Below are 24934 nucleotides of genomic sequence, written 5' to 3' on the forward strand. Positions count from 1 at the left end.
ATTTAGCTTTTCAGATAGTCCTTCCAAGCAATATTTGGAGAATAAGTTACAACCATTCGACTTTCATGAAAACTTGGCATGGCCATTACTTGAGCTGGTTCTAAGTATTTCATTACATGTAACCAACTATCAAGTAATATATCTATATCGGCTTCTAATGGTTTTTGTAAAAGGTCTATACAAATCCCACCCCAATCCAGCTCTGATACGACAGCTGGGCTATTTAGTAATAATTCCTTATCAAACATGTCTAAAATATGACCACTCAAATATGTTTTAGCGCCTGCCCCCAAAGGACTGTTAGGAAGAAACCTTACCGGTATAGGTAAGGCAGACATATTCATCCACATATGTAACCGTTCACGTTCCGTATTCCATGGATAAGACGCTTTCCAAAAGATTTGCGACACCCCAAAACGTGGTTTTACAATTTCTGCGATTTGATCGGATAACTCAAAAAAAGCAGACCATAAACTTTTAGGTATTGATTTATGAAACTCAAACTCAAGATATGACCTATGACTCCAGTTAACTTTAAAGCTTCCTCTATAATGCACTGCCTTATCACGATACAAATGTACTTCTGATACTTTACGTTCCAAAATCACCTTTTCAAGAATTTCCTCACGATTATATTCTACCCGTACGGTTTCACTGTTACCCCAATGAGTAGGAGCAAATTTTTCATTCGAATCAAACACGCTCAAAAGACGAACTAGTATCTCTTCCTGATTAATCGATACTGTAGGATACATTGCAATTGTAAAATAATTAGGTTTCATTTAAATCCCCCTTAATACTAAAAAGTAAAGTTACATACTTATCTATATTTTTATCCATATACCTCCACCTGGGATATCTAGGTGCGCTTCCCACTTATGTGTTACTTTACCACTATTTGGATCAGTATAGAAAATGTCACTCTCTTTCGCTAAAGGCCCACTTGGTCTTGGATGAGGAGGAATCCCATTCAAATCAGGTTTATCGCTTGATATTGTCACAATATGACTTCCATTTTTATCTTCGAGCATCTCTCTTTCAGCTCGCATTTGGCTGTCATTATGAATAAAGTGTTCTTTGTCACTTATTTTATGTTTGTGATCATGAACTAAATCGATTTCATCCTTAGCATTACGACCTATACTATCTGGACGCGTAAGATGCCCTTCACTGGATGTATACGTAACAACCTTGCCAGAGTTATTGTCCTCTAATGTACGATTTAGGTGTTCTCCCAAAGCTTTTCTTCCTTTTATTTCTTCTTCTCTTCCACGCTCTTGACTTTTCTTTAAATTTTCACGCTTAACATCCCACTCTTTACGTTCTAAAGGCTCTTTTGTTTCTTCACAATGACGATTATACCTAATGTTATCTGCTTCCTTATAATCCCCCCGTGCTTTGGCTTCATCTATTTTTATTCGATAGTATTTTTCTCTTTCCGGGGTTAGTTTAATTTTGTTTGGGTTTGCGTTACTACCAGTACCCTTAACCCCACCACTCTCCAAATTCGAGATCCTACTCTGAATACTCGCCTTCGAGGCATCATGGGCTTCTTGGAATTTCCCGCTATAGTTCGTTCCAGATCTAACGACACTTCCATCTGGCAGTATTTCTACACCTTTAAAGATTGGGGATACGGAGTCCGCAACTTTTGCTAATGTACTTTCAATTATATAATACTAGTAATTTTTGTTAGCCTGAATTCATAAAAAATATTTTCTAAAAATTTATAGCATGTCTATCTATTAAAAAAGCACTTGTTGCCTTTCGTAGACAATCAAGTGCTTTAAATTCATCTGTTTTTAAGCAGCATAAATTTGTAAGTTTTGTAGTAACAGTATGACACCTTTTATATGGTAACAAGTAATACATTAATACTTACGAGGTCATTATTATTATGTCCTTTCCATGTCTTTTCAATAAAATATCATCTCACCTAATTCTCACGCTTTTCTTTCTAATACAGTTGTAAAAATAAAAAATTCAATAGCCACTACGTTCTCCTAACGTTGCCATTGAATTCCTTTACTAAGCATGTACCTTTGTCAGCGTCCAAGTAACCAATAAAATAGGCACATTTCTCAATTTATTTTTCTATTATCAACCCTCCCAAATCCAAAACATTTTTATTATTTCGAATTCAGGAGGTGAAAAGTTTAAATGCATTTGTAGTAACACATGGTGTTATTAAAATTGTACGTGGCCAAAAATAGCACATTCTAGGTGGTTATGCAATCTTGATATTAACTTATAAAAAAATCTTGATCGGATTCAAGGGTGAAGGTATACAACCTTAGGCCTATCTATAATATTTGATACACCTTTCTTGAAAAGGAATTCTATCATCAAGCAACACCTCTTCTTGCAGGATTTTTGTTATATTCTCTATTTTCCCAATGAATAATGCATAAAAGTCGCCCGAATTTGGATATAAAAACAGACCAAATCCCTTTGGTGACAGTATTTTGTTGGCCATCTTGATCTTATCGGGTAAAAATTCATAATTAAATGCTTCTAATCTCTCAAGTTCTTCTTGTGTTGCTAATTCAATTTGGTGGGCAAATTCGTAATCAAGAATAAAATTGACAATTTCTTGGTATTGCTCACCTTTATAGTCAACGTATAAAAACTGTTTCGTTGTCAATCCATATTTTAATAGGTCTTCATGTAAGTCATAACTTCCTTGTTCCTTCAAAAATGTTTCCAAATCCTTGCTATCAGGAAATATAATCTGCGCTATCCCTTGATCAGGCATCTTAGCTTCCTCCCTTTTATTGAAATAATTCTCCATGCTTGTTAGGAATATATTCCGGATAGTTTTCACGATAAAATTGATCAATCATCTGAAGTACGGGATCCCATTCAGGATATGACTCATGTTCCCCAAATACCATTCTAGCTTCTGAAGTATTCATCAGAAAATTATCGATTTGAGTAGGTACTGGCAACCCTAGTTGTTTCCTTACATGGATTAAAAATAATATTTCAAAAGGATAAAATCCGTATCTGAAATCACCAAATTCACCTAGCTGTCCGATTTCAGAAGCTAACGCAGAATGATACTGAGACATTATCGAAATTAGATATTCTATTTCTTCTAAGTCACGAGTCGACCAACGTCCTAACACTTCATCATATATATTTAGGTCTTCAGGGATTAAATCGCATCGCAGTTCAGCTTCTTTAAACTTATTTTTCACGACTAGATGCAATTTTTCATTTGTCCCCATGATGGTTTTATTTCTATACTGCGAGTATAGCTCTAGCAAAAACCAAATATGTCTATTCTCTTCATTAGCATCTATTAAATGTCCACCGAAGTGATGAACCATAAAATCATATAATATATTTTCTTCTTTCTCCCATCCATACATTGCAAAATGAACTAATGTGAGGACGACTTCTCTAAACGTATACCCCAAAATCATCTTTGGATATCTGATTTTATAAAGATCTTGTCCCATGCACTGGTAAAATAAGACTTTCTGCATGTTCTTTAATCCTTCTACATTGTTTCCACCGCTTATCAATACATCGTTTTTCCATAGTGACAAGTGATATGAGAAAATTTTGCTTAAATTTATTAGTAGGATGTGATCTTTCTCTGTTTCATTTTGCTCAACGATTTTCTCAATCTTTCTTCTACTGACATTATATTTATCTTTCACATCTTCAAATTTGATTCCATCCACAAAATTTTTGCTATATTTTTTAAAAGCCATTTCTAACTTTTTTTGGTTTATCATTGTATCCTCCCTATGAATTAATCTATTTTCTTATTCCAGTCCTTTACCTTTAACTCATCAACACCGAATCCAGTATCAGTATTCTTTATATCTGTTTCAACTCTAATAAAATCGAATTGTAGATCCGGACTCTCCAAATTCGAGATCCTACCCTGAATACTCGCCTTTGAGGCATCATGGGCTTCTTTTACGCTTTCACTGAAGTTCGTTCCATCGTATCTACGTACGCTTCCATCAAGTAATACTTCTTCACCTCTAATGAAGGCGGTTGTTTCGTCCACACCTTTTGCTAATGTAGTTCTAGTTATATAATACTAGTAATTTTTGTTGGCTTTAATTCATAAAAATAATTTCTTTAAATTTATAGTATATCTTTCAATAAAAAAGCACTCATTGCCTGTAGTCGACAATCAAGTGCTTTAACTTCATATGTTCTATAAGTAACATTAATCCGTCACTATTCTTCTTTCAATAGTCCAACTAAAGCTAGTTAATTTGGATATTTTACATATTTACTCGCTAATAATACATTCCTTAATTTAACAAAAAAATATTTTAAGATTTATTTTGCTCTTCATATTCTTTCATCTCTTCGAATTTTCTTCGCTCATTTTCATTACTAGGTTTCTTCCCTAAATATTTATATTCAAAATAATCCACTCGGTCATTCGGTCCAAAAGTAGATTGATACCATTTAGTATACCCATAATGAATTTTTAATTTCCCCTCAGATGTCACAATCATATCAAAAGAATACCAAGGTTCCTGATTATTTTTTATAAATATTTCCTGTAACTCTACACTTAAATGAAATAATTCATCATATGTCTTATCATATTCTTTTTCACTCACATTAAATACATCTGGTATATCATGGGAATATATATATTCATCCGATCTATCTGGGGTATTGAAAAAGAATAATACCCCACCCTCTTGGTTATAAATCTCTGCATTAAAATAAAAGATATCCCATTCTACGGGAATTGTATCATTTATTTTTTGCGCTATATTTTGATAGATTTTATTTAATTCTAATTCGAACACTTTTACATCAACCTCCTGTTTTATTAAGTATTTCACGTATTACCTTACGTTGGCCTTCAATTTGGTATTTTATTTTAAATGAGTTTGGTCTTAGCGATGAACCTAAGTATACTGGTTCAATTTTTACTGTCACTTTTTTAGGAGGCTTTCCACCTAATGCATTAGCCCATTCTTTCTCCATGTTATACCATTCTCCACCCGAACGATTAATTTGTTTATTTTGAGCGACTAAATTATCAATATCACCGGATCCATGGAATTGCGTCCCTATCAAATGCCCACCATCATCATCCGGTAATCTATCTTCTCTTCCTGCAGCCACTTGCATTCCTGTGTTTCGTTTTCCTTTTTGAAGTATTAATTCTCCTGCCTCAACATCTACTATTCTACCAAGCTCATCTGTTGTATATTTATAACCATCCTCAGTAATATAACGCACGTTTGGCGCAAGTTCTTTCCTTCCATTTTTCCCTTTAATAATGTGCTTCCCAAGATCTTTCTCTTTTATTTCAGTTATCTTAGGAGTTTCACCCATACCCTTAGCAAGACCCGCACTCCCAGACGTTGCTTTCTTCACATCTCCAACCTTTTTTAATCATGAAGTTTATCAACTATTTTTACACCTTTCCCATATGGAGTCATCATCCCAACTGCTAGGAGTTTTTCACCATAGGTAGCTTCTGGGTCAAAGAGTGTGAAAAGATCACCAAAGAGAAAATCGAATCCAAACTTCGCCACACCGATTAAAAAAGGATCGAGTACTGGCCTTCTACCACCGACTGGCTGGCCAAAAATGTTATGCTCCATTTCATAATCATCGGTTTCAACTTGGAAATCCTCACCTATATTCCCTTTTATTGTACCATTTTTAATTCCTTCAAGGTATTTTTGTGTCGCTTGTATCTCTTCTTTTGTAAATCTATTATTGATAGATTGATTTTCGCTGCTTATTCCTTCAATGTCGTTATACACATTGTGCTCTAAATCTACACTTTTTCCAATACCATTGTCAGATTTCCGTATTTTCTCTTCTATAATTATTTGAATTTGCTTTGCCCATTCCATATTTAACTTTTCACTATGAAACGTCCCACTCACAGGACTAAATCCTTTCCCGCTTTGTACTTCAGCGAGTCCGGCTGTGATGCTAGCTGCTAATTGGAGGGCGGTGCTGTAGTTGTTGCTGGACGAATGATTGAATTCATATAGACGCTCTAGTTTTTCTTCTAGTTTTTTTCTCATTGCAATTAAGACTGCAATAATTGCGTCTACTCCAGGCATTGGTGTAAGTACTTCGATTGCTTCTATACTAGCGATCGATCGATTGATTGGCATGTCTCGTAGAGTAAACTGCTACGATAATCCAGTCGTTGAAAACTTCTTTATATCATGAAAGAGAATTGTGGAAGCACTTCAGCATTTGAAAATTTCGTTTTTGTATTTTGGGATATATAATTCACCGTACCAAATATTGTAATTCCGAAACAAAAAGCACTTGTTGCTTTTAGTTGGCAATCAAGTGCTTTTTGTTTATCTGCTTATAAAGTAGGATTATTTCAGGGAATTTTCAATTAACTTTACAATATCTTTAAAACTTACGAATTCATTAGTTTCATGTTTATTCCATTTATTTATATTCTATATTCTTAGCCCACTAATAGCTATCTCGCCTAGTTATTGTTCTTATATTCAAAAGAATTACCTCTCTTCTTTGCACAAATATAAGTATTGGCCAAACTCAGGGAATGTATCCCAATTTCTAGATACATCATCTTTTATCTCTCGCTCTTCTACTTCTCCAGTTTTAGAATCTTTTTGCTCCATAGCAATATGACCATTTTCTTGATACCCCAAAATCATACTTTTTAACTGTGTATCCCCGTCATATTCCCAATACATTATTGTCCTTAGGAATATTCTATTATCTTCTTTAACAATAAAATCGTAGTGTAAATATTTACGAAGAAAATCATCCAAAAAACTTACCGATACCCATTTATCAGTGACATTTACTAAATACTTTGGCTGCTCTCCATCATTGAGAACAGCAGTATAAGAATGACGTTTTTCATGAAGTGTTTTCGCTACATTCTCATCAATTATGTTCCAAGGCTTCTTTTTTATATTAGACCACTTATCGCAATAATAAATTTCCATTAATTATACACCTTCCCATTAATATCACGAATAATAATCCCTTTCTCATTCGCCTCTTCAATAATTTTTTGTGGAACTGGTTTTGTTTGTACAGGGACTTCCAAAATTTATTCTCCATCTAGTCGACCACCTTTTAAAGCATTAGGATTAAATTTACCTGAAGAAATTTCTGAACCGGAAGAATACTTTTTAGTAAACTCACTTAAATAACTTAATGCCGTCTTTTCTTTTACTTCAGCCAATTGGATAAATTTCCTCGAGACAATTTCTTCACCTGGAATATAAGAATCCACAACATATTTCTTCCCATTGATTTCCTTTGCCTCTAACTCTACTTCATTATAAGGATATCGAGGACGATTTTCCTTATTAAATCTATTCCCTGCTTCCCATTGCTTTTTCACAAAGTCGGGTATTGATTTCTTTTTAGATAGTGTTTCACCCGCACCCTTACCACCATCTTTAGACTTCGCAAACTTATAATAAGCTTCTTCAATTCACCTTAGGTATTGTGGTTACAATATTTCCACCAACATTAGAGAATGCATAGGAAGCCTCTCTCTTAAATGATTGTAACATTTCAAGCGTAGGCTTCAATTCTTTTGCTAGTGTTACTGCATTAGCAATTGTACTTACTCCACTTGATGCTTTTGCTCCTTTTGCGATAATCCCAGGCATTAAAAACTTCTTCATATCATGAAAGAGAGTTGTGGAAGCACTTCATCATTCGAAACTTTTGTTTTGATATTTTTGGATATATAATTCATCTTACTAAATATTGTAATCTCAAAATAAAAAGTACTTATTTCTTTTTATCAGCAATCAATTGCTTTAAGTTCATACGAGTTAATTATCTTTCAGTAAAGTTAAACCTTCATTTTCTAATTTATTCAAAGTTACTAAAAAAACCCCAAGGCATATACCTTAAGGCTCATAAATCAAGAAAATATTCCCTCTATTTTTTTGTCATAATTTTTTACTTTATCATTAATTTCTATTAGCAAAGTATCCTCATCCGTTGCAGGTTCATAACCAATTATTACGTTTGGAATATCATACTCTTTTTTCAAATTAACTAGATAATGCACTAACTTTTTTAACCTTAACTTATTATCATTCCTCTCATCCTTTAATATTTCATTTTCAGGAAAGTTAAATACAATATCACCATCCTGTTCATCAAATGAAAATACTATTACTACATTTTTTAATGAAATACCTAGTTGTAATTCTTCTAAACATACATTTCCTGTGCCTTTCGGTGTTAAAATCTCTTCCATTTTTTTCACTTGAGAAAAATCCAAATCTTTTTCTAAAATATTATCATAAAAATGTGATGATTTAATTTTTAATATATTTAATTTAAGTTCGTCGTAAATTAACTTATCAATACTTCTCTTATTAAAATCTCTTAATATAATCTCTAAATTTTCCACTTACAATCCCCCTCTTTCACTGATCAATAAACCCTTTAAAAGTTCCATCAAGGTTCAATCGAACTCCACGTCCATCTGGTAGTTTTTTCTCCAAAAACTCTATTCCTTTAGGACTTTTAATTTTTATAAATCCTCCTGGTCCATCCATTATTTCTTTAAGATGTTTCAATGCAGTTTGGTTTATTTGGTCAGGGCCACCTTTAACTTTCCCCCAAATATCTGGATTTCTTCCTGCATGTTTTTGTAAAGCATGACCTACAACAGTCTCTCCACCCTTTTTAGGAGAAGTTGCAGTATTTATTATAGTTTCATTATTAACTTTAACAAAATCACCTGTACCCTTACCCCCACCAGAAGACTGGATTTTTTGAATAGTATCCTTAGTATTTTGAATCGATTTATTCCAAACAAATCCACCATGTGCAAAAAGACTAGCCCCAGCAGCTGTTGCTGCTATATCTAATGGAATAACAATTGGTGATGCTAACCCACCAGTTCCTACTTCTGCCACGATAGTTAAGAAATTAGATCCGCCTATGAGCGAAATAGCTTCAAACATTTTTACAATGGACCCAGCTATTTAATAATATTACCCTGCTTTTTCTGATGTTTTTTGGCATTGAAAAGCATACTATATAACTGCAATTGAAGCCTATGTGCATATTCTGTTAGCTTTAATTCATAAAAATAATTTCTATAAATTTATAGCTTACCTTTCAATTAAAAAAGCACTTATTGCCTCAAATAGACAGCCAAGTGCTTTAAATTCATCCGTTTTTAAGTAGCATAAATTTGTAAGTTTTGTAGTAACAGTATGACACCTTTTCTATGTCGGGCCAACTACTACGTTACAACTTACGAGTTTGTACGAGTTCGTTAGTTTCATGCCCATTCCATGTGTTTATATTCATCGCCCAATAAAATGTCATTTCGCCTAAGCTCGTACCTCGTTTTCTTATTCTATCATTGCACATAGTACTTCATGATGGTACAACCATCATAGAGTACATACTTTCAAAAACCCTTTCACTTTCTTATCCCACTTAAAGGCCCTCTTTTTCACTCTTGATCATCATAAGCATCTCCAAGTGATTCAAATTCACTCTTTAGCCAATACCAATATTGTCCATTATTCTTAATAAGTTTTTCAAGTAAGTTAGTGAATGAAGTTGCGATAATTTGCGACTCCCCAACTATTCCATGTCGATCAAAAAAACTATCATAACATCTACCTAGTCTTTCTTCACTAAGATCTATTGTTAAATATTCATCCTTACCATCATTGCATATAATATACCAACTTGATGAAATATCTTCTTCACATAACTCTCCTACAATTACGGGATTAGCCAAAATAAACTCCTCTGGGGTAACAATATGAATAGGATATTCCTCATTTTCAAATAAAGTTAGACCACCACAAAGACTATAAAATTCTTTTAAATCACCTGGTAGCATATGCTTATTCTTATCAATTATCGGTAATTCTATAGGCTCCTGAACTCGACAATTAGGTAATGATTTTACTTTTTTAATCAACTGATTAATATTTTCCATCTAAATTACTCCCTAAAATTATATTAATTAAAGGCCCTATAATACTCTTGTCTAGCTAAACGTGGTACATTCGCAGCATCAAACATTTTTCCCGTCAATTCTTGTATTTCTTTTGGTGAAACAGATTTCCAATCTACTTTACCTCCAACCTTTTCCCTGTTTTTCAAAGAGCCATTGTCTATAAACAGCTTTAGTAGCATTGTGTTGCTCTTTAGTTAAAGCTATAGTTGGAGCATTCGCCCCTCTACTAACATAATCGGGGACATTATGTTTAGCCCATACATCCATAACGCCATGATGATTTTCTAGTGGTGAATTCCTTGGCCTATACGGTACTATATCGTATGGTTCTGTAGTCTTACCATCTTTAGACTTCGCAAACTTATAATAAGCTTCTATCAATTCGCCTTGAGGTATTTTGGTTACGATAGTTCCACCAACACTAGAGAATGCATAGGAAGCATTTCTCTTAAATGATTGTAACATTTCAAACGTAGGCTTCAATTCTTTTGCTAGTTTTACTGCATTAGCAAATGTACTTACTCCACTTGATGTCTTTGCGATATGACCGATTTTATTTAGCACCTTTAACTTATTTACTTCTCCTACATAATATATATACTCTGAAATACTCTACTTAATTTACAGAACCATTCGTAAACACAAAAATAGTGGCAGTTGGATTCTCCAAACTACCACTATTTTTAACCTCTTAATTCATTACATTCCGTATAAATTAGTTTTTTAACGTTACTCATGATGCACAATATTTTGATTTGCTCGTTATAAAACTTCCTCTACATCGACACTCTCTATCTTCACTTCATACATATTTGGGATGTTTGCTTCTTTTGGTACCCATGCATAATAATTTTGATCATTCTCTAACATAAATTGAATTAACTTTGTTTCTGATCCATTCCAGAAATTTTTAAGATTATCAATGTAGTCTTCTAAATCTTCTTTATAGTCCAGTTGTAATATATAATCTCTTACCGTCAGGGCAAACAAAATTAAACTTCCTAATAGATTTTTTTGCTCATTTTCTTCTTCATACTCTTGTGGTAAGAACCACACTTGACCTATTCCTATCGTTTTTTTGTATTTTTCATAAAAACTACTATCATCCATATTCTCATAGTCATGAATCAATTCATTGACCAATGAATGCCATTTTGGCGGAATAATATTTTCCAATGCAGGATTATGTTCAATTCCTTCTACTATATCCTCGATTTCTTCTGTCTCATCTTCATAGTGATATTCACTTAGGTCTATATGCTTAAATTTCATTTCATTTTTATAATGTGCCAAATCATATGGATAATGATTATTATCTTTTAAACTTGTATCATCAAGTCCGAGTATCTTTACTATTGCAGCTGTCTCAAAGCTCCAATACCCTACATATCCAGGTTCTTTATGCGCATTTTTCCATTCATAATCATAATGGCCTTTAAACCATTCTTTCTCCATGTACGTTTGTAATCTTTTAGATGCTTCTTTTTTATCTATTTGTGCAAGTTCTATAATCTCTCTCGTTTTTACATATGGATTTTCTTTATAATATCTGTTCGTCATATTTGTGTATCCGATATCACTAGCGCATAAGAGGAAATCAATTACTGCGTCGTTCATATCTTCCTTCTCAACTAGCTTAGTTAAACTTACAAGATTCTTTTTCTCCGTCTCTAATAAAATTCCTAGAGACATCATCCAAATTAGATTTAAATATCCAACTTCTCTTTCCCCTATATGCCCCCAATCAATAAGAGCATTGTCAAAATCTCACTCTATTTGATTCCTCCTAGCTTCTAAATTATGGCCATTCTCCAATAATATTTCCCTTTGCATCTAACCTATATGCTTTTACTTTTCCGGTACTATCGACTTGTGATAGTACTCTTTCTACTTGATTTCTTTCCAGCGCTCTTTTAATCTTATCTGTCAATTTCTTATCTCCATCAACAGCTTTAAATATTCTATTTTTTTGGTTTTCGCACCATTCAACCAATCATTTGACATTTGTCGTCCATCTTTAGTTTTCCCTAATTGTAAACTACCAAATTTAGCTTCATCTATAACGTATTTGATCTTTGATTCTGCATTTGTATTTTCGTATAATCCATCAATTCCTTTTACTATTTTATCATTTATACCTGACGGTGTACTTTTTCCGACTGGCTTTAAATCAAATCCAGCTTCTTTTAAACTTTGATTATTCAGTAAATTGTCACTAGATTTTATTTCACCATAATTACCTTTTTGCTTATTTGTAGCTGTTTTTGCATCAAAATTATCTACAGTTGTGTTTTTTTACTGCTAGGTTTACCGTTAGCCGTACCCTTAATAGGTACTTTAACACAAACTTAAAAATCCACAGTGTAAAAAATTTATCACTGTGGATTCTTACATTTATTTTTCTTGATAATGCACCATATCATAAGGGTAATATAAAGTATTTTTTAAACTTGAATCATCTAATTTTAAAATCTTTGCGATTGCTCCACTTTCAAAACTCCAATAACCAAAATATAATTTTTCCTGGTGTTTATGGCATTCATACCATCCCATATCATTATGCCCCACATACCATCGCTCTAACAAGTATTCTTTCATGAATTCACAAGATTTTGTATTATCATTACACATCATGACATTAATTAGACTTTTAAATGGCTTTTCAAATAACCAATTACTGTTTTGATAGTTCACTTCTTCATTTCTATAATGAATGATAAAATTATATAAAAAATCATTCACCTTATGCTTTTCTACTAATTTTGCAAGAATATCAAATGTATTTTTATCAATCTCCAGCATAATACCTATAGAAAGCATCCACAACATATCTTCATAAAGATTAATATCCCAAAATTCCTCCATTTTTCCGGCTATTAATTTATAGTCGTCTATCAAGGATTCTATTGGTTCCCCCATAGAATATTTGGCTATTAAAATTTGATATTCTAAATCATATACCTTCTTTCTCACATTTAAAATCCTATCTTCTCGCACTTCATTATTGCGTAATTTTGTTTCAAATTTATTTATTCTATCTTCTTCTTCAGAAATATACTCCAAAAAATATTCTTTGTCTTTAAGTGTATCCCTTAGCATTTCTAAACAACCCTTCTTATTTTTTTATAGTTCTTGCATCATCTAACTTTTTGGTTATAATAGAGCCGTCTTCTTTAATATTAACTAGTATCTTATCATATCCCTCTAACAAAATATCATCAGCAGCATCTTTTCCTACTGCTTTCTCTAGCCTAATCTTTCCCTCTACCCAAGTATCGCTCATCTGTCTTCCATCTTTAGTTTTACTTAGTTTAGCACCACCATATTTAGCTTCGCCGATTATATATTTCGGAGGTGGGCCCTGATTATAATAAACCCCGTCTATTCCTTTAACTATTTTATCATCTAAACTCGTTACTCTATCGTTACTAATTCTATCAAAACCTTTACTTTCGAAATGAACATCCATTTTCATTTCTCCATAATTACCTTTTTGTTTATTAGTTTTAAGTTTAACGTTACCATTTTCTACTTCGTTTATAATTTCTTTTTGCTTTATTTTAGCTTGTTGTACATTATTTATTGTCTTAGGTTTACTCAGGCTCTTACCAGCATTATTAGTCCCCTTAACTCCTCCACCAGAAGACTGGATTCTTTGAAGAGTATCCTTAGCATTTTGAATCGATTTATCCCATACAAATCCACCATGTGCAAAAAGACTAGCCCCAGCAGCTGTTGCTGCTATATCTAATGGAATAACAATTGGTGATGCTAACCCACCAGTTCCTACTTCTGCGACGATAGTTAAGAAATTAGATCCGCCTATGAGCGAAATACCTTCAAATATTTCTACAATGGACCCGGCTATTTAATAATATTGCCCTGTTTTTTTTAATGTTTTTTGACATTGAAAAACAAACTATATACCTGCAATTGAAGCCTATATGCATATTCTGTTAGCTTTAATTCATAAAAATAATTTCGATAAATTTATAGCTTACCTTTCAATTAAAAAAGCACTTATTGTCTCAAATAGACAACCAAGTGCTTTAAGTTCATATGTTTTTAAGTAGTATTAAATTTGTACGTTTTGTAGTAGTTGTCATGACACCTTCTGTATGTTATGACAATTACTACATTAAACCTTACGAGTTTGTACGAGTTCGTTAGTTTTTTGCCCATTCCAGATATTTATATTTATCAACTAATCACTATGAGTTGTAATCTCAGAGTCTCATTTCCCTAAAAATAAAACATCATATCTATTACGCTTCATCAAACAGACATCCCGATTTGTATAATTATTGTCGGATGTAAATAAAAATATTAAATAACTAAATCAATTTGGCAGCTGAATAGTTACCTTATTTTTCTCCTGAAAACACATTAAAAATCTAGTTTATTTAAATCATTATGTTTTATAAATCGAGCTATTTCCATTTCTAAATCAATTCTATTAATATTTTTATCAAAAATAAATCCTATTTCCCCATTATATTTTTTTAATTTAGTTGGCATATCCCAATACTCCATCTCATTTTCAAACTCATATAATCCAAAAGTAAGGCACATGTTTCTTCCGTTTTTTTCAAAAAAAATAATTATGTTATCTTTATCAAAGTCTTCATAAATAATATTTATTTTAGTATCATTCATTCTTGCACACCTTCCCAAGTAGTATACTTACTAGATTATCATTTTTAACCATACAATAAATTATTACTTACTCCCAATTCTATATAAATGATAATATTTATCATATAAACCACAACATGCGTCCATTCCTGGGTTTGCACTCATTGACTTTTCGATCACTTTTTCCCATGAACCATACTTATTAAATGAAAATTCTGCTGTTGGACCATGTGGATTACCATATTTAACCTCATTTCTAGCCATTACACGCTCTAGTCCTTTTGGATCATCTATATAATCATTTAATCGATTCTGATTTCTTTGATTATTTACCGCTCTTGCAATTTCTTCAATTGAATTTCCCTCATTCTTCATTTTATTAATTAGTTCTATAATATTATCATTTTTATCATGATAACTCTGCCTTCTTACAGTTGCCTGAGCCACTTGTTCTGGATTTGTCCAGTCTAGTGCATCAGCAAATCCACCTATACTCTCCGAGTTTGGATTTGGAGAAAACCCATAAACTGCATCTGGATTTTCATGTATATCTTTTGCCGCCTTTGGATTATCCATAGGATTATTCTTATAAGCAAATCTAGTATCACCCGTACCCTTACCACCATCTTTAGACTTCGCAAACTTATAATAAGCTTCTATCAATTCACCTTGAGGTATTTTGGTTACAACAGTTCCACCAACACTAGAGAATGCATAGGAAGCCTCTCTCTTAAATGATTGTAACATTTCAAGCGTAGGCTTCAATTCTTTTGCTAGTTTTACTGCATTAGCAAATGTACTTACTCCACTTGATGCTTTTGCTCCTTTTGTGATATGGCCTACTTTATTTAGTGCCCTATCGCCTAATATTGTGGTAGCTATTTGTGTTAATCCATAGGTAGTCAATTCTGTACGACTCTCTGCATCTCCCTCTATCATATCTCGTTTTATTTTATTTGAAAATGCATGCCACATATTTTTTGCAGTTTCATCCAAATGGAAAAGTGCATAGGTTACATTAATAAAAGTTCCTATGTCCATATTACTTAAAGCTATTGCGGACTCGATTTCATCACCAATAGCTTTCCCCGATCCTCTTTGAATAGCTTCCCACATCTTTTTCGCTGTTTCAAACGTGCCAACTATACTGTCTGTCGCATCGTCCCAAGCATTTCTAACCGGAGATTTCTTCTCAATTATGTTATTTGTTTCTATATCTTTAATTGACTGATCATTTTTTCGAGCTGTTTCTTCTATAATCCCCTGAATCGAACTCACCCAATCCATATTCAACCGTTGTGTACTAAACGTACCACTCACAGGACTAAATCCTTTCCCGCTTTGAACTTCAGCGAGTCCGGCTGTGATGCTAGCTGCTAATTGGAGGGCGGTGCTGTAGTTGTTGCTGGATGAATGATTGAATTCATATAGACGCTCTAGTTTTTCTTCTAGTTTTTTTCTCATTGCAATTAAGACTGCAATAATTGCGTCTACTCCAGGCATTGGTGTAAGTACTTCGATTGCTTCTATACTTGCAATGGATTGATTGATTTCTTGTATTTGTTGTCTTATTTCATGTTCGATAACATCTGTTGAAGCAACTTTTGCTTGGAAATCGTTTGGGAATGCTTCGTTTTGGCGAATTAATTCTTCACATAAGCATATAATCCCTTGCGCTAATGGCCGAAATGTTTGGACAAGGTAGGCTTTTGCACTACTGTATGTTTGTCCTTGTAATACTGTGTCTATCGCAAAGGCATCAATAGATTGAATGGCTTGTTCCATACTTTGAATCGTAGCATTACATATAGCGTTCATACTTTGAGTTTGACTTTGTACTTCTCCCAAATACATGTTTAAACTCATGTATTGACCTCCCTTTGTAGTTGCTGCTGTTCATAGGAAAGGTCGTTTTCTTTCTCACTGAGATGCCGTTTTTCTTTAAGCAACGTCTCTTTTTCGTTTTCTAATTCGAATGTAAGTTTTCTTTCATACTGTCCGATCTCTTGCCGCATATTCGTAAAAAGGTGAAATGCATCTTTGTCACCATACCAAGTTTCTAGTATTCGGTTAAATAAACGATTATTTCTATTTTTCCATTCATGAAAACTAACCTCAGCTCGTTCTTGATTTTGCAGCGCGATTCGGTTTTCATTTTGTTCTTCAAATATAATTCGTAATTTTTGATTACATTGACTGATTCTCGTTTCAATTTCTTGACTCATCTTTTCTCCCTACCTTTTCCCCTTTACGTAGGTTGTTACATTATTGAAAAGTCTTTTGAAGTCCGGTATCCATTTTCTCAAATTCATTTGCTACGGAATGGATATTATCAATTGTTTGTTGAAAAGCAACGCAAAATTGTTTCGTGATCTGTAAATTTTGTTGATTTGCTTCTTGTGCTTTGAAGTTCACAGATAGTGTCGTACGCGTTGCCTTATTTATAGAGCGACTAGTAGCACTTTGCATTCTATCTGAAGCATTTCTCATTTTCGTTGCAAGTTGCGTTGCTCTATGCAAATTACTTTGAAATTCTCCCATCACTTACTCCCCTCTACCTTATATTTTCAAGAAAATTATACCATGGAAAAATATTCTAATAAACCGAATGTTCGAATTTAATAAACAATTAACCACTGTTCCTGAGGATACGAGCAACACTTACCTATCAATATAACTGGATCCAAAGTGGATTCTACTTATACAAAAAAAAGATGACCTCAGCCATTCGCTAAAGTCATCTTTTTCTACCTTATTATTTCACTAACTCTCCATTATAAGCTTTTATATCAAGAGGAGCAGTTAAATACTGTTTTGCTTTGCTAACGAAAGATGTGAAGTGTTCACTCGTATTATGACTCGCAACCGCTACTTCATCTTTCCATACTTCTACCATCGTATACACATTTTCTTTTTCTGTATCTTTATATAAATCATAAGACACATTTCCACTTTCTTCTCTTGAACTATGAATTAGCGGATGAATTTCTTCTAAAAATGATTGTTGTTTCGCTGGATCTACTTGAAATATTGCGTGAATAATAATCATGGTGTTTCCCCTCTCATATTTCACTTATTTCTTTAAAATTACTTCCACTCTGCAACTTTTTCAATTGGAAGACGTACTGATTGGTAACCACTGTCAGCCGCTTTTCCGACTGAAATTAACATAACTGGTACGTAACGTTCTTTATCTAATCCGAACGCTTCAGCGATTTGGTCTTTTTCAAAACCACCAATTGGACAAGTATCATAACCGTGAGCACGAGCTGCTAGCATAAATTGCATTGCTACAAGACCACCATCAATAAGTACAGTATCTTTCATTACTTCTGGTGTAACCATTGAGAAGTAAGCTGAAAGTTTTTTCATCTGGTCTTCTTTTACTTCTGCTGGCATGAAACCGCGCTCTACTGCTGTACCGTAAATTTCTTCTGCGTTATCAAAGTTGTTTAAATCACCAAATAAAGCGATCATTGCTGAAGATGTTTCTACTTGAGATTGATTGAATTTCGCAAGTGGCGCAAGTGTTGCTTTCGCTTCGTCACTTTCAATCACTACGAATCTCCATGGTTGCATATTTACTGAAGATGGTGCAAGTGTTGCTTCTGTAAGAATTTCTGTCATTTCTTCTTTGCTAATTTTCACTGAAGGGTCGTACTTACGAATTGAACGACGTCCTGTTAAAATTTCGTTAAAATCATTTGTTTTTACTGAGTTAGTCATAGCTGTATTCTCCCTTTTTTAAAGTTCTTTTATATTTTCTTGAATGTGAATTAACATATTTAAAAGATTATCGCGTTCTTCCTCACTTAATCCTTTAAATGCAGATGCTGCAAAACGTTCTTTTTCCTCTTGAAACGCCTGAATTTTATTTCGTCCCTCTTCAGTAAGAGAAACTAACGTAATTCTGTTATCGTCTGGATTTTTACGTCTTACAATCATTTCATTAGCCTCAAGCTGCTTTAAATGCCTCGTAATCGCCGCATTATCAATGTTCACTTCTTGCTGAAGTGCTTTTTGACTAATTTCACCTACTTCAAATAACTGAAGTATAAGCTCTAAACGAGATTGGCTCATACCCGTACACCATTCAAACTTCGAACTTACTTCCTTGTTTAGAAAGTGTAATTTATATAAAATAATCGCTTCTTTTGAGCATGAACTTGTCAAATTACCCCTCCTTTACATCCAATTTTAAAAATCATTTGATATATCAATAGTTGATACGTCAATTAATATAATCTATATCGATTTAGAATGCAAGCATTTTGTTTTCATTTTATTTTTTCCAAATTAAGGCGCTTTGTAGCGTTACAAAAAATGTAAATTACATTATAATAGTAATAATTCAAATGACTGGAGAGTGATTGTAATGCGGCAATACACAAATAGAAATGAGGAAATGAAAATGGAAAATGAAATGAGGATATTGATATATGACAACAATAAATATAGGGATTGTCGCGCACGTAGACGCTGGCAAGACGAGTTTGACTGAACGTATTCTTTATGAAACGAATGTGATTAAAGAAATTGGCCGAGTTGATGGCGGAAGTACGCAAACAGACTCAATGGAATTAGAAAGGCAGCGCGGAATTACGATTAAAGCATCCGTCGTTTCTTTCTTTATTGATGACTTAAAAGTAAATGTCATCGATACACCGGGACACGCTGATTTTATCGCTGAAGTGGAGCGATCATTCCGCGTTTTAGACGGTGCAATCTTAGTTATTTCTGCCGTTGAAGGTGTGCAAGCACAAACGAAGATTTTAATGCGAACGTTACAGAAACTAAACATACCGACTATTTTATTTGTAAATAAAATTGATCGTCGTGGTGCAAATAGTGAAAAAGTTGTAAAGCAAATAAAAACGATTCTTTCAAATGAAGCATTCCCCTTTTACTCTGTCCTAAACGAAGGAACAAAGGAAGCTCGTATTATTGAATATAAATCATATGATGATTGTATAGAACGATTAGCACCATATAATGAATCGTTACTTGAGTCATATGTAAATAACGAAATCGTAACGGACACAATGTTAAGAGAAGAACTCATTAAACAAATAGCGCAAGCAAATGTGTATCCGATTTTCTTCGGTTCCGCAATGACGGGTATAGGAGTATCTGAACTACTTGAAAATATTTCAACCTTACTTCCAGCTAATAATCTGTCTCAAGACGAAAAATTGTCCGGTATTGTTTTTAAAATTGAACGTGAACCTTCTGGAGAAAAGATTGCATATGTAAGAGTTTTTTCTGGTAACTTACACGTTAGAAAATATGTTGATATACAGCGCGATCAGTCTCTACCACATAAGGAAAAGATTAAAAAAATGTGCATGTTTCATAATGGAGATGCTGTTCAAACTTCTACCGTTCCTAGCGGAGAATTTTGCAAAGTGTGGGGACTAAGTGATATTAAAATTGGTGATATTATCGGTGCACGGACTGATTATATAAAAGATATTCACTTTGCCGAACCACAAATGGAAGCTGCCATCGATGCAGTACCTAAAGAACGAATTCATGATTTATACGCTGCTCTTATGGAACTATGTGAAGAAGATCCACTCATTAAAGTGTGGAAAGATGATGTTCATAATGAACTATACATTCGCCTTTTCGGTCAAGTACAAAAAGAAGTAATTGAAACGACTCTTTTTGAGAAATATAATTTGCAGGTTACTTTTTCAAATACGCGAGTTGTATGTATTGAGAAGCCAATTGGCATTGGGATTTCCGTTGAAGTAATGGGCGAAAAAACGAATCCATTTTACGCAACAGTTGGATTCAAAGTCGAACGTGGTGAACTTAATTCTGGCATAACATATAAATTAGGCGTTGAACTTGGCTCACTACCTTTAGCATTTCATAAAGCGATTGAAGATACTGTATTTCAAACGTTAAAACAAGGTTTATACGGTTGGGAAGTTACGGATATTTCTGTCACGTTAACGCATACAGGTTATGCAAGCCCTGTTACAACAGCGAGTGACTTTAGAAACGTAACGCCACTCGTTTTAATGGATGCTTTAAAGAAAGCTGAAACATATGTATATGAACCAGTAAATGCGTTTGAATTAACTGTACCGGAGCAGGCAATTAGTACCGCAATGTATAAGCTCGCTGCTATTCCAGCAACTTTTAGCGAGCCGATATTCAATAATGACTCATACCATTTAACAGGATCGTTACCTGTTGCGAAAACAGAGAATTTTCAGCGAATGCTTCATTCATTCACTGAAGGAGAAGGCATATTTACAACGAAGCCAGCTGGTTTCACAAAACTGAAACCTCCCTTCCCTACTCGAAAACGTGTTGATTATAATCCGCTGAACCGGAAAGATTATTTGCTTCATGTGTTGAAGGCTTATTAAAATAAAAGAGGTGCAATTCGCACCTCTTTTTGCATGTATTGATAAGTTAGTTTTCCCTAACAATTTCTTTAAGCTTTTCTATTATTTTCGCTATCGCTTCAATTGAATTCTCTGTTTCAAATTCCCCAACATTTACAGAATGATTTGCATTTTTGATAACATCAATCGTTAAATTCGTTTTATATAACTGCTTAACTTGATCTGCATTATATTGATGATCTTTATCCCCAATAACTAAAAGCCCTTCGTGACTACTATGTAAAATAGAATCAAAAATAGATTCAAAAGTTAGTAAAGGTGTAAGCACTATCATTTTTGACTGCGTGAATTCTTCTCTCTTCATTAAATCATTTGCAATCGGAATTGTTCCGAGTGACTTCCCTAAAAACATCGATTTGCTGTATTGTTCATTTTTCAACACTTCATTTATTACGGGATTAATATCATCCATCATTACTTTCGTTAGTTCTTCTATTGGTTTATTCATTACCTGTTCATCGTAAGAGTAATGAATATGTACAACATCAATTTTATGTTCAAGCATAAGCATCGTCGCGTAATAAAATAACGGCTTATCGTAATTATATCCTGAACCTGAGAACATAAAGCAAACCGTACTAGAACCTTTTTCGATATGTGTGTAACGAATTACTTTGTCATTTATATGTACCTCTTTTTTAGTCCCCTTCATCGTTTCTCCCTCCGAATACATTTACTTTTGTAGTACGATATGCTCTGTGTGAACTGATACATCCTTTACTTTCTCTTTTATAAATGCAGGCTGTAAGTTATATGTATGCAGTTCTTCTACTGGCACCCATCTAAACAAATACGTTCTACCCTCTTCTTCCAAAATATATTGATCCGCTCCATTTGCAGGTAATTCATGTAGCTCTACTTCATAATAAAAACTAATCTCATGAAACTTTCGCTCAGAAAGTGTAAAGAAATTTTCTACTGACCATATTAATCTTTTCCTTTTAATAGGAACACCTATCTCTTCCGCAAGCTCTCGTTTTAATGCATCTTCTCTATTTTCTAGCATTTTCACTCTACCGCCTGGTACGTACCAAAAATCTTCACTGTCACCTTGCAGAATAAGTATTTTATTATCATGTTTACAAATTGCTCCGCCGCGGTAGTTAAAACATGTTTTCTCAACTTTGAACGTAAGATCCACAACGATTGTCCCCTATACTTCATTTAAAAATCGCTGTAAAACTATTATGTATGTATCGTACAAATAAGATTACTAAATTTTTCTAGTTCGTTCAATAATTTTCGAACTTTCCAAAAATTATACACATCATTTGTCATCACAAGTATAAATATATATGTCACAATTACTGCGCACACTTTGGAAGCAGTATGGGGGACGAATGCATCTATCTCTATCAATATACAAAATTGAAGAATCAAATAATTTTCAAGAAATCATTGTAAAAGATAAAGTGAAACATCAATAAGTGGAGTTTTTATCTTTTTCCTGTTGTTTTTAAATATAGTTAAGACATTATTAAAAAGACGCAAGGTCAACTTATGTGCTAATTAATTCTTTTTCTAGAAAAAGCGTCTTTTATTGCACTTGTTACTACATTTAGGAATAATAAAATAGCCATAACTGCCGTTAGTACATTAAATTGCTTTGTTTTATAAGGAGCGAACCATTCCGTAAAGAACTCTGAATTAACGAGACGATCCCCAACTCCTCCTTCCTTGAAGTTCGGTATCCACGAATTCATGTCAAGGATGATAAAAATTAGTTGCATAACGAAAAATGCTCCAATAGTTTTCAGCCAATTTCGTATTCGACTAGGACGCTCTTTTTTTAATTTCATTTAAACCATCCTCCTTTTAGAACTTGCTATTAAAGAGCCTTGTTCTGATAGATACGAATAGATAATATCCATGAAACCCCATAGCACCCCACTGCTATGACAGCAAATAAAAGAAATAATTTCAAATCTGAAATCTCTTTTAAAAAGGTCAGTACGCCATTAGCATATTTATTTAATAAATATGGAGTATTTTTCATTAAATATATAACTCCAATAGATAAAAATATAAAAACTGGTACAAGTGTTTTCACTTTAAATGCAACAAAAAATGGGATGTAAAATGCTGTTATCAGCATGACTGCCAAGAAGCCTAGTATGTAACTTTCTATGGAAAGTTGAAATTCCATGCTGTCTAAAATGAAATATTTTCCAACTAAACAAAATGGGATGATTACTATTGTAAAAAGTAAAGTTCCAACGTATTTTGAACTTATAATTTCCTTCCTAGTATACGGTAATGAGTTTACTAAAATATTAGCATTATCTTTATCATCAGATTGATATGTGTTAATTACAAAAACGGCACTACAAATGATTATGACATATGCTACATCCATGCCGGCCCACAAATAGGTAACTAGAAATAAGAGATAAGCAGGCAAGAAAGTTTTTTGTAAAATCAAATCCTTTTTAATTAAATTAAGCATCTTGAATCCCCCTTTTTCATGAAATACATAATATCCTCTAAACTCGGTTTTTCAATCACCACATCCTTATCAAATAAATTTTCGATAGAATGTGCATTTTCAATCAATCCCTCGAAACCTGTATTTGCCTTACGTACAGAAATAAATTCACGCTCAGTATCAAACTTTAACAAATCTAGTGGTCCTTTGACTAAAACATAATCCTCTGCAATGGCATAAATATCTTTTGTGAAAATATGCTTCCCATTTTGAATAAATGTAATATAATCGGCAATGCGGTCTAAATCCGTTGTAATATGTGATGAGAAAAAGATAGTTTTCTCTCCATCCTGCATAATATTTTGTAGAACATCCAATAATTCTCTTCTGAATACAGGATCAAGTCCAGATGTAGGTTCATCCATAATAATTAGTTCAGCATGATGTGAAAGGGCAATTGCGAGAGAGGCTTTCATTTTCATTCCTTTGGAGAATGTTTTCATTTTTTTGTTTAATGGTAATTCGAACAGCTCTTTATAATATGTAAATTGGTTAAAATCCCATTTTTTATAAGCAGGTGCAATAATTTTAGTAATTTCCTTTAATGTGAGTTCATCATAAAACACATTATCGTCATAAACGAAGCCAATTCTTTCTTTAATTCGTTTCGCATCAGTCGAATAGTTCATGCCAAATAAGGAGACGTTTCCACTATCCGGGTTTATTAGATTCATAATCATTTTAATTGTTGTAGATTTACCTGATCCATTTCCTCCAATAAAACCCGTAACAAATCCTTTTTTTACTTCCATCGAAAAATTGTTTATTTGAAACCCTTTAAAAGATTTACTGACATTTTGAAGTTCTATTACGTTTTCCAAGAGTTTTCCTCCTCGTATAAAATTGTAAGCATTTCTTTTAGCTCATTTAAAGAAACATCCATTTGCTTAGCATTTTGAATCGCTTCACATAACTTTTCTTCAACTGTTTTTAATTTTTCTTCTTTCATAGTTTCAATGTTTTGTTCTGCTACAAAGGACCCTCTTCCGACAATTGAATTAATAAAACCGTCTTTTTCCAGTTCTTCATATGCTCTTTTCGTTGTAATAATACTTACTCGTAAATCTTTTGCTAACTGACGCATTGAAGGAAGAGCATCTCCTTGTTTTAAATCACCTAGTAAAATAAGCTTTTTTATTTGGGCACTAATTTGTTCATAAATAGGTTCCTTTGAAGTGTTCGTAATAGTGATTTGCATGCAAATACCTCTTTTTAAAAATATTGTATATATACTTTATATACAATATATACTATCGTACATTTCAAATCAACAGAAATTTTCCAAAATATAGTTACAAACACAATCTAATAATAAATGTAATTCATACAACTTATTTTTACGGGTCTTCCTCCATGCCCATCAACTTAAGAACGAAAACAAAATGAACTTTCGTTCAAACAAACTAAAAAACACGTAATGTACTTTTG

At 33.2% G+C, this 24934-nt stretch carries 27 protein-coding genes and 6 pseudogenes; 1 reads left to right on the forward strand and 32 read right to left on the reverse strand.

Features of this window, described 5'->3' with window-relative positions:
* Window positions 1-2: 2 nt before the first annotated feature.
* The 26 genes and pseudogenes from PDQ33_RS22360 to PDQ33_RS22490 form a co-directional block, all read right to left on the reverse strand.
* A complete protein-coding gene (locus tag PDQ33_RS22360) occupies window positions 3-782 on the reverse strand; it encodes a hypothetical protein (RefSeq protein ID WP_061130305.1) in 780 nt (259 codons plus the stop codon).
* A gap of 42 nt (window positions 783-824) precedes the next feature.
* Complete coding sequence (locus tag PDQ33_RS22365) at window positions 825-1628, reverse strand: ADP-ribosyltransferase (protein ID WP_076872462.1); 804 nt, start codon at window positions 1626-1628, stop codon at window positions 825-827.
* Between the two features lie 671 nt (window positions 1629-2299).
* Window positions 2300-2755, reverse strand: a complete 456-nt coding sequence (locus PDQ33_RS22370; protein WP_001113308.1) for a hypothetical protein — start codon at window positions 2753-2755, stop codon at window positions 2300-2302.
* 16 nt (window positions 2756-2771) lie between these two features.
* The gene (locus tag PDQ33_RS22375) at window positions 2772-3746 is read right to left on the reverse strand and encodes a hypothetical protein (protein ID WP_000609922.1); all 975 of its coding nucleotides are present in this window, start codon (window positions 3744-3746) and stop codon (window positions 2772-2774) included.
* Between the two features lie 17 nt (window positions 3747-3763).
* A complete protein-coding gene (locus PDQ33_RS29220; RefSeq protein WP_061130273.1) occupies window positions 3764-4027 on the reverse strand; it encodes a hypothetical protein in 264 nt (87 codons plus the stop codon).
* 274 nt (window positions 4028-4301) lie between these two features.
* On the reverse strand, window positions 4302-4793 hold the full coding sequence (locus tag PDQ33_RS22385) for an immunity protein YezG family protein (protein ID WP_016124921.1): 492 nt from the start codon (window positions 4791-4793) through the stop codon (window positions 4302-4304).
* Between the two features lie 7 nt (window positions 4794-4800).
* Window positions 4801-5328 carry a DNA/RNA non-specific endonuclease gene (locus PDQ33_RS22390; RefSeq protein WP_076875092.1) on the reverse strand — a complete coding sequence of 176 codons (528 nt, stop codon included), beginning with the start codon at window positions 5326-5328 and terminating at the stop codon, window positions 4801-4803.
* Window positions 5317-6122 (reverse strand): annotated as a pseudogene (locus PDQ33_RS22395) (hypothetical protein); the annotation flags it as partial. The pseudogene PDQ33_RS22395 and the gene PDQ33_RS22390, both read right to left, overlap by 12 nt.
* Before the next feature lie 369 nt (window positions 6123-6491).
* On the reverse strand, window positions 6492-6950 hold the full coding sequence (locus PDQ33_RS22400) for a hypothetical protein (RefSeq protein ID WP_061130268.1): 459 nt from the start codon (window positions 6948-6950) through the stop codon (window positions 6492-6494).
* A 107-nt stretch (window positions 6951-7057) separates the two neighbouring features.
* Window positions 7058-7354: a hypothetical protein gene (locus PDQ33_RS22405; RefSeq protein ID WP_229132336.1), complete on the reverse strand. Its 297-nt coding sequence runs from the start codon at window positions 7352-7354 to the stop codon at window positions 7058-7060.
* A 38-nt stretch (window positions 7355-7392) separates the two neighbouring features.
* A pseudogene (locus PDQ33_RS22410) lies at window positions 7393-7622 on the reverse strand (hypothetical protein); the annotation flags it as partial.
* Window positions 7623-7888: 266 nt separating this feature from the next.
* Complete coding sequence (locus tag PDQ33_RS22415) at window positions 7889-8386, reverse strand: hypothetical protein (RefSeq protein WP_000429178.1); 498 nt, start codon at window positions 8384-8386, stop codon at window positions 7889-7891.
* A gap of 16 nt (window positions 8387-8402) precedes the next feature.
* Window positions 8403-8966, reverse strand: a pseudogene (locus PDQ33_RS22420) (hypothetical protein); the annotation flags it as partial.
* Window positions 8967-9445: 479 nt separating this feature from the next.
* On the reverse strand, window positions 9446-9943 hold the full coding sequence (locus PDQ33_RS22425) for an SMI1/KNR4 family protein (protein ID WP_000427918.1): 498 nt from the start codon (window positions 9941-9943) through the stop codon (window positions 9446-9448).
* 23 nt (window positions 9944-9966) lie between these two features.
* Window positions 9967-10327, reverse strand: a pseudogene (locus PDQ33_RS29225) (sugar-binding protein); the annotation flags it as partial.
* Window positions 10328-10726: 399 nt separating this feature from the next.
* Window positions 10727-11731, reverse strand: a pseudogene (locus PDQ33_RS22435) (PoNe immunity protein domain-containing protein); the annotation flags it as partial.
* Window positions 11732-11762: 31 nt separating this feature from the next.
* Window positions 11763-12291 (reverse strand): annotated as a pseudogene (locus PDQ33_RS29100) (hypothetical protein); the annotation flags it as partial.
* Between the two features lie 67 nt (window positions 12292-12358).
* Window positions 12359-13063: a PoNe immunity protein domain-containing protein gene (locus tag PDQ33_RS22445; RefSeq protein ID WP_000943014.1), complete on the reverse strand. Its 705-nt coding sequence runs from the start codon at window positions 13061-13063 to the stop codon at window positions 12359-12361.
* A 16-nt stretch (window positions 13064-13079) separates the two neighbouring features.
* Entirely contained in the window at window positions 13080-13433 is a 354-nt protein-coding gene (locus PDQ33_RS22450; RefSeq protein ID WP_229132329.1) for a cytosolic protein, read from the reverse strand.
* 917 nt (window positions 13434-14350) lie between these two features.
* Window positions 14351-14620, reverse strand: coding sequence for a hypothetical protein (locus PDQ33_RS22460; RefSeq protein WP_001000171.1), 270 nt, complete (start codon window positions 14618-14620; stop codon window positions 14351-14353).
* A gap of 63 nt (window positions 14621-14683) precedes the next feature.
* The gene (locus PDQ33_RS22465; protein ID WP_061130394.1) at window positions 14684-16465 is read right to left on the reverse strand and encodes a T7SS effector LXG polymorphic toxin; all 1782 of its coding nucleotides are present in this window, start codon (window positions 16463-16465) and stop codon (window positions 14684-14686) included.
* A complete protein-coding gene (locus PDQ33_RS22470; protein WP_061130393.1) occupies window positions 16462-16824 on the reverse strand; it encodes a DUF3958 family protein in 363 nt (120 codons plus the stop codon). Before PDQ33_RS22470 ends, PDQ33_RS22465 begins: the two co-directional genes overlap by 4 nt.
* 40 nt (window positions 16825-16864) lie before the next feature.
* Window positions 16865-17140 carry a TIGR04197 family type VII secretion effector gene (locus PDQ33_RS22475; RefSeq protein WP_000503628.1) on the reverse strand — a complete coding sequence of 92 codons (276 nt, stop codon included), beginning with the start codon at window positions 17138-17140 and terminating at the stop codon, window positions 16865-16867.
* A gap of 214 nt (window positions 17141-17354) precedes the next feature.
* A complete protein-coding gene (locus PDQ33_RS22480; RefSeq protein WP_000583810.1) occupies window positions 17355-17648 on the reverse strand; it encodes a putative quinol monooxygenase in 294 nt (97 codons plus the stop codon).
* Window positions 17649-17686: 38 nt separating this feature from the next.
* On the reverse strand, window positions 17687-18325 hold the full coding sequence (locus PDQ33_RS22485; RefSeq protein WP_000185385.1) for a nitroreductase family protein: 639 nt from the start codon (window positions 18323-18325) through the stop codon (window positions 17687-17689).
* A gap of 18 nt (window positions 18326-18343) precedes the next feature.
* The gene (locus tag PDQ33_RS22490; RefSeq protein ID WP_270756798.1) at window positions 18344-18772 is read right to left on the reverse strand and encodes a MarR family winged helix-turn-helix transcriptional regulator; all 429 of its coding nucleotides are present in this window, start codon (window positions 18770-18772) and stop codon (window positions 18344-18346) included.
* Window positions 18773-19038: 266 nt separating this feature from the next.
* Between PDQ33_RS22490 and PDQ33_RS22495 the strand changes: the two genes are divergently transcribed.
* Window positions 19039-20982 (forward strand): GTP-binding protein, encoded by a 1944-nt coding sequence (locus PDQ33_RS22495; RefSeq protein WP_062921122.1) that lies wholly within the window; start codon window positions 19039-19041, stop codon window positions 20980-20982.
* A gap of 46 nt (window positions 20983-21028) precedes the next feature.
* Here the strand turns inward: PDQ33_RS22495 and PDQ33_RS22500 are convergent, their stop codons facing one another.
* The 6 genes from PDQ33_RS22500 to PDQ33_RS22525 form a co-directional block, all read right to left on the reverse strand.
* Window positions 21029-21673: an alpha/beta family hydrolase gene (locus PDQ33_RS22500; protein ID WP_000679149.1), complete on the reverse strand. Its 645-nt coding sequence runs from the start codon at window positions 21671-21673 to the stop codon at window positions 21029-21031.
* Window positions 21674-21694: 21 nt separating this feature from the next.
* Complete coding sequence (locus tag PDQ33_RS22505) at window positions 21695-22162, reverse strand: NUDIX hydrolase (RefSeq protein ID WP_000366261.1); 468 nt, start codon at window positions 22160-22162, stop codon at window positions 21695-21697.
* A gap of 364 nt (window positions 22163-22526) precedes the next feature.
* Window positions 22527-22820: a YfzA family protein gene (locus PDQ33_RS22510; RefSeq protein ID WP_000768433.1), complete on the reverse strand. Its 294-nt coding sequence runs from the start codon at window positions 22818-22820 to the stop codon at window positions 22527-22529.
* 29 nt (window positions 22821-22849) lie between these two features.
* Window positions 22850-23467 (reverse strand): ABC-2 transporter permease, encoded by a 618-nt coding sequence (locus tag PDQ33_RS22515; protein WP_000933347.1) that lies wholly within the window; start codon window positions 23465-23467, stop codon window positions 22850-22852.
* Complete coding sequence (locus PDQ33_RS22520; RefSeq protein ID WP_000432461.1) at window positions 23455-24327, reverse strand: ABC transporter ATP-binding protein; 873 nt, start codon at window positions 24325-24327, stop codon at window positions 23455-23457. Before PDQ33_RS22520 ends, PDQ33_RS22515 begins: the two co-directional genes overlap by 13 nt.
* Window positions 24315-24704, reverse strand: coding sequence for a GntR family transcriptional regulator (locus tag PDQ33_RS22525; RefSeq protein ID WP_001167463.1), 390 nt, complete (start codon window positions 24702-24704; stop codon window positions 24315-24317). The genes PDQ33_RS22520 and PDQ33_RS22525 overlap by 13 nt, the downstream gene beginning before the upstream one ends.
* Between the last annotated feature and the right edge of the window lie 230 nt (window positions 24705-24934).

The sequence above is a fragment of the Bacillus cereus group sp. Bc031 genome, from assembly GCF_027716265.1.
GTDB lineage: Bacteria > Bacillota > Bacilli > Bacillales > Bacillaceae_G > Bacillus_A > Bacillus_A paranthracis.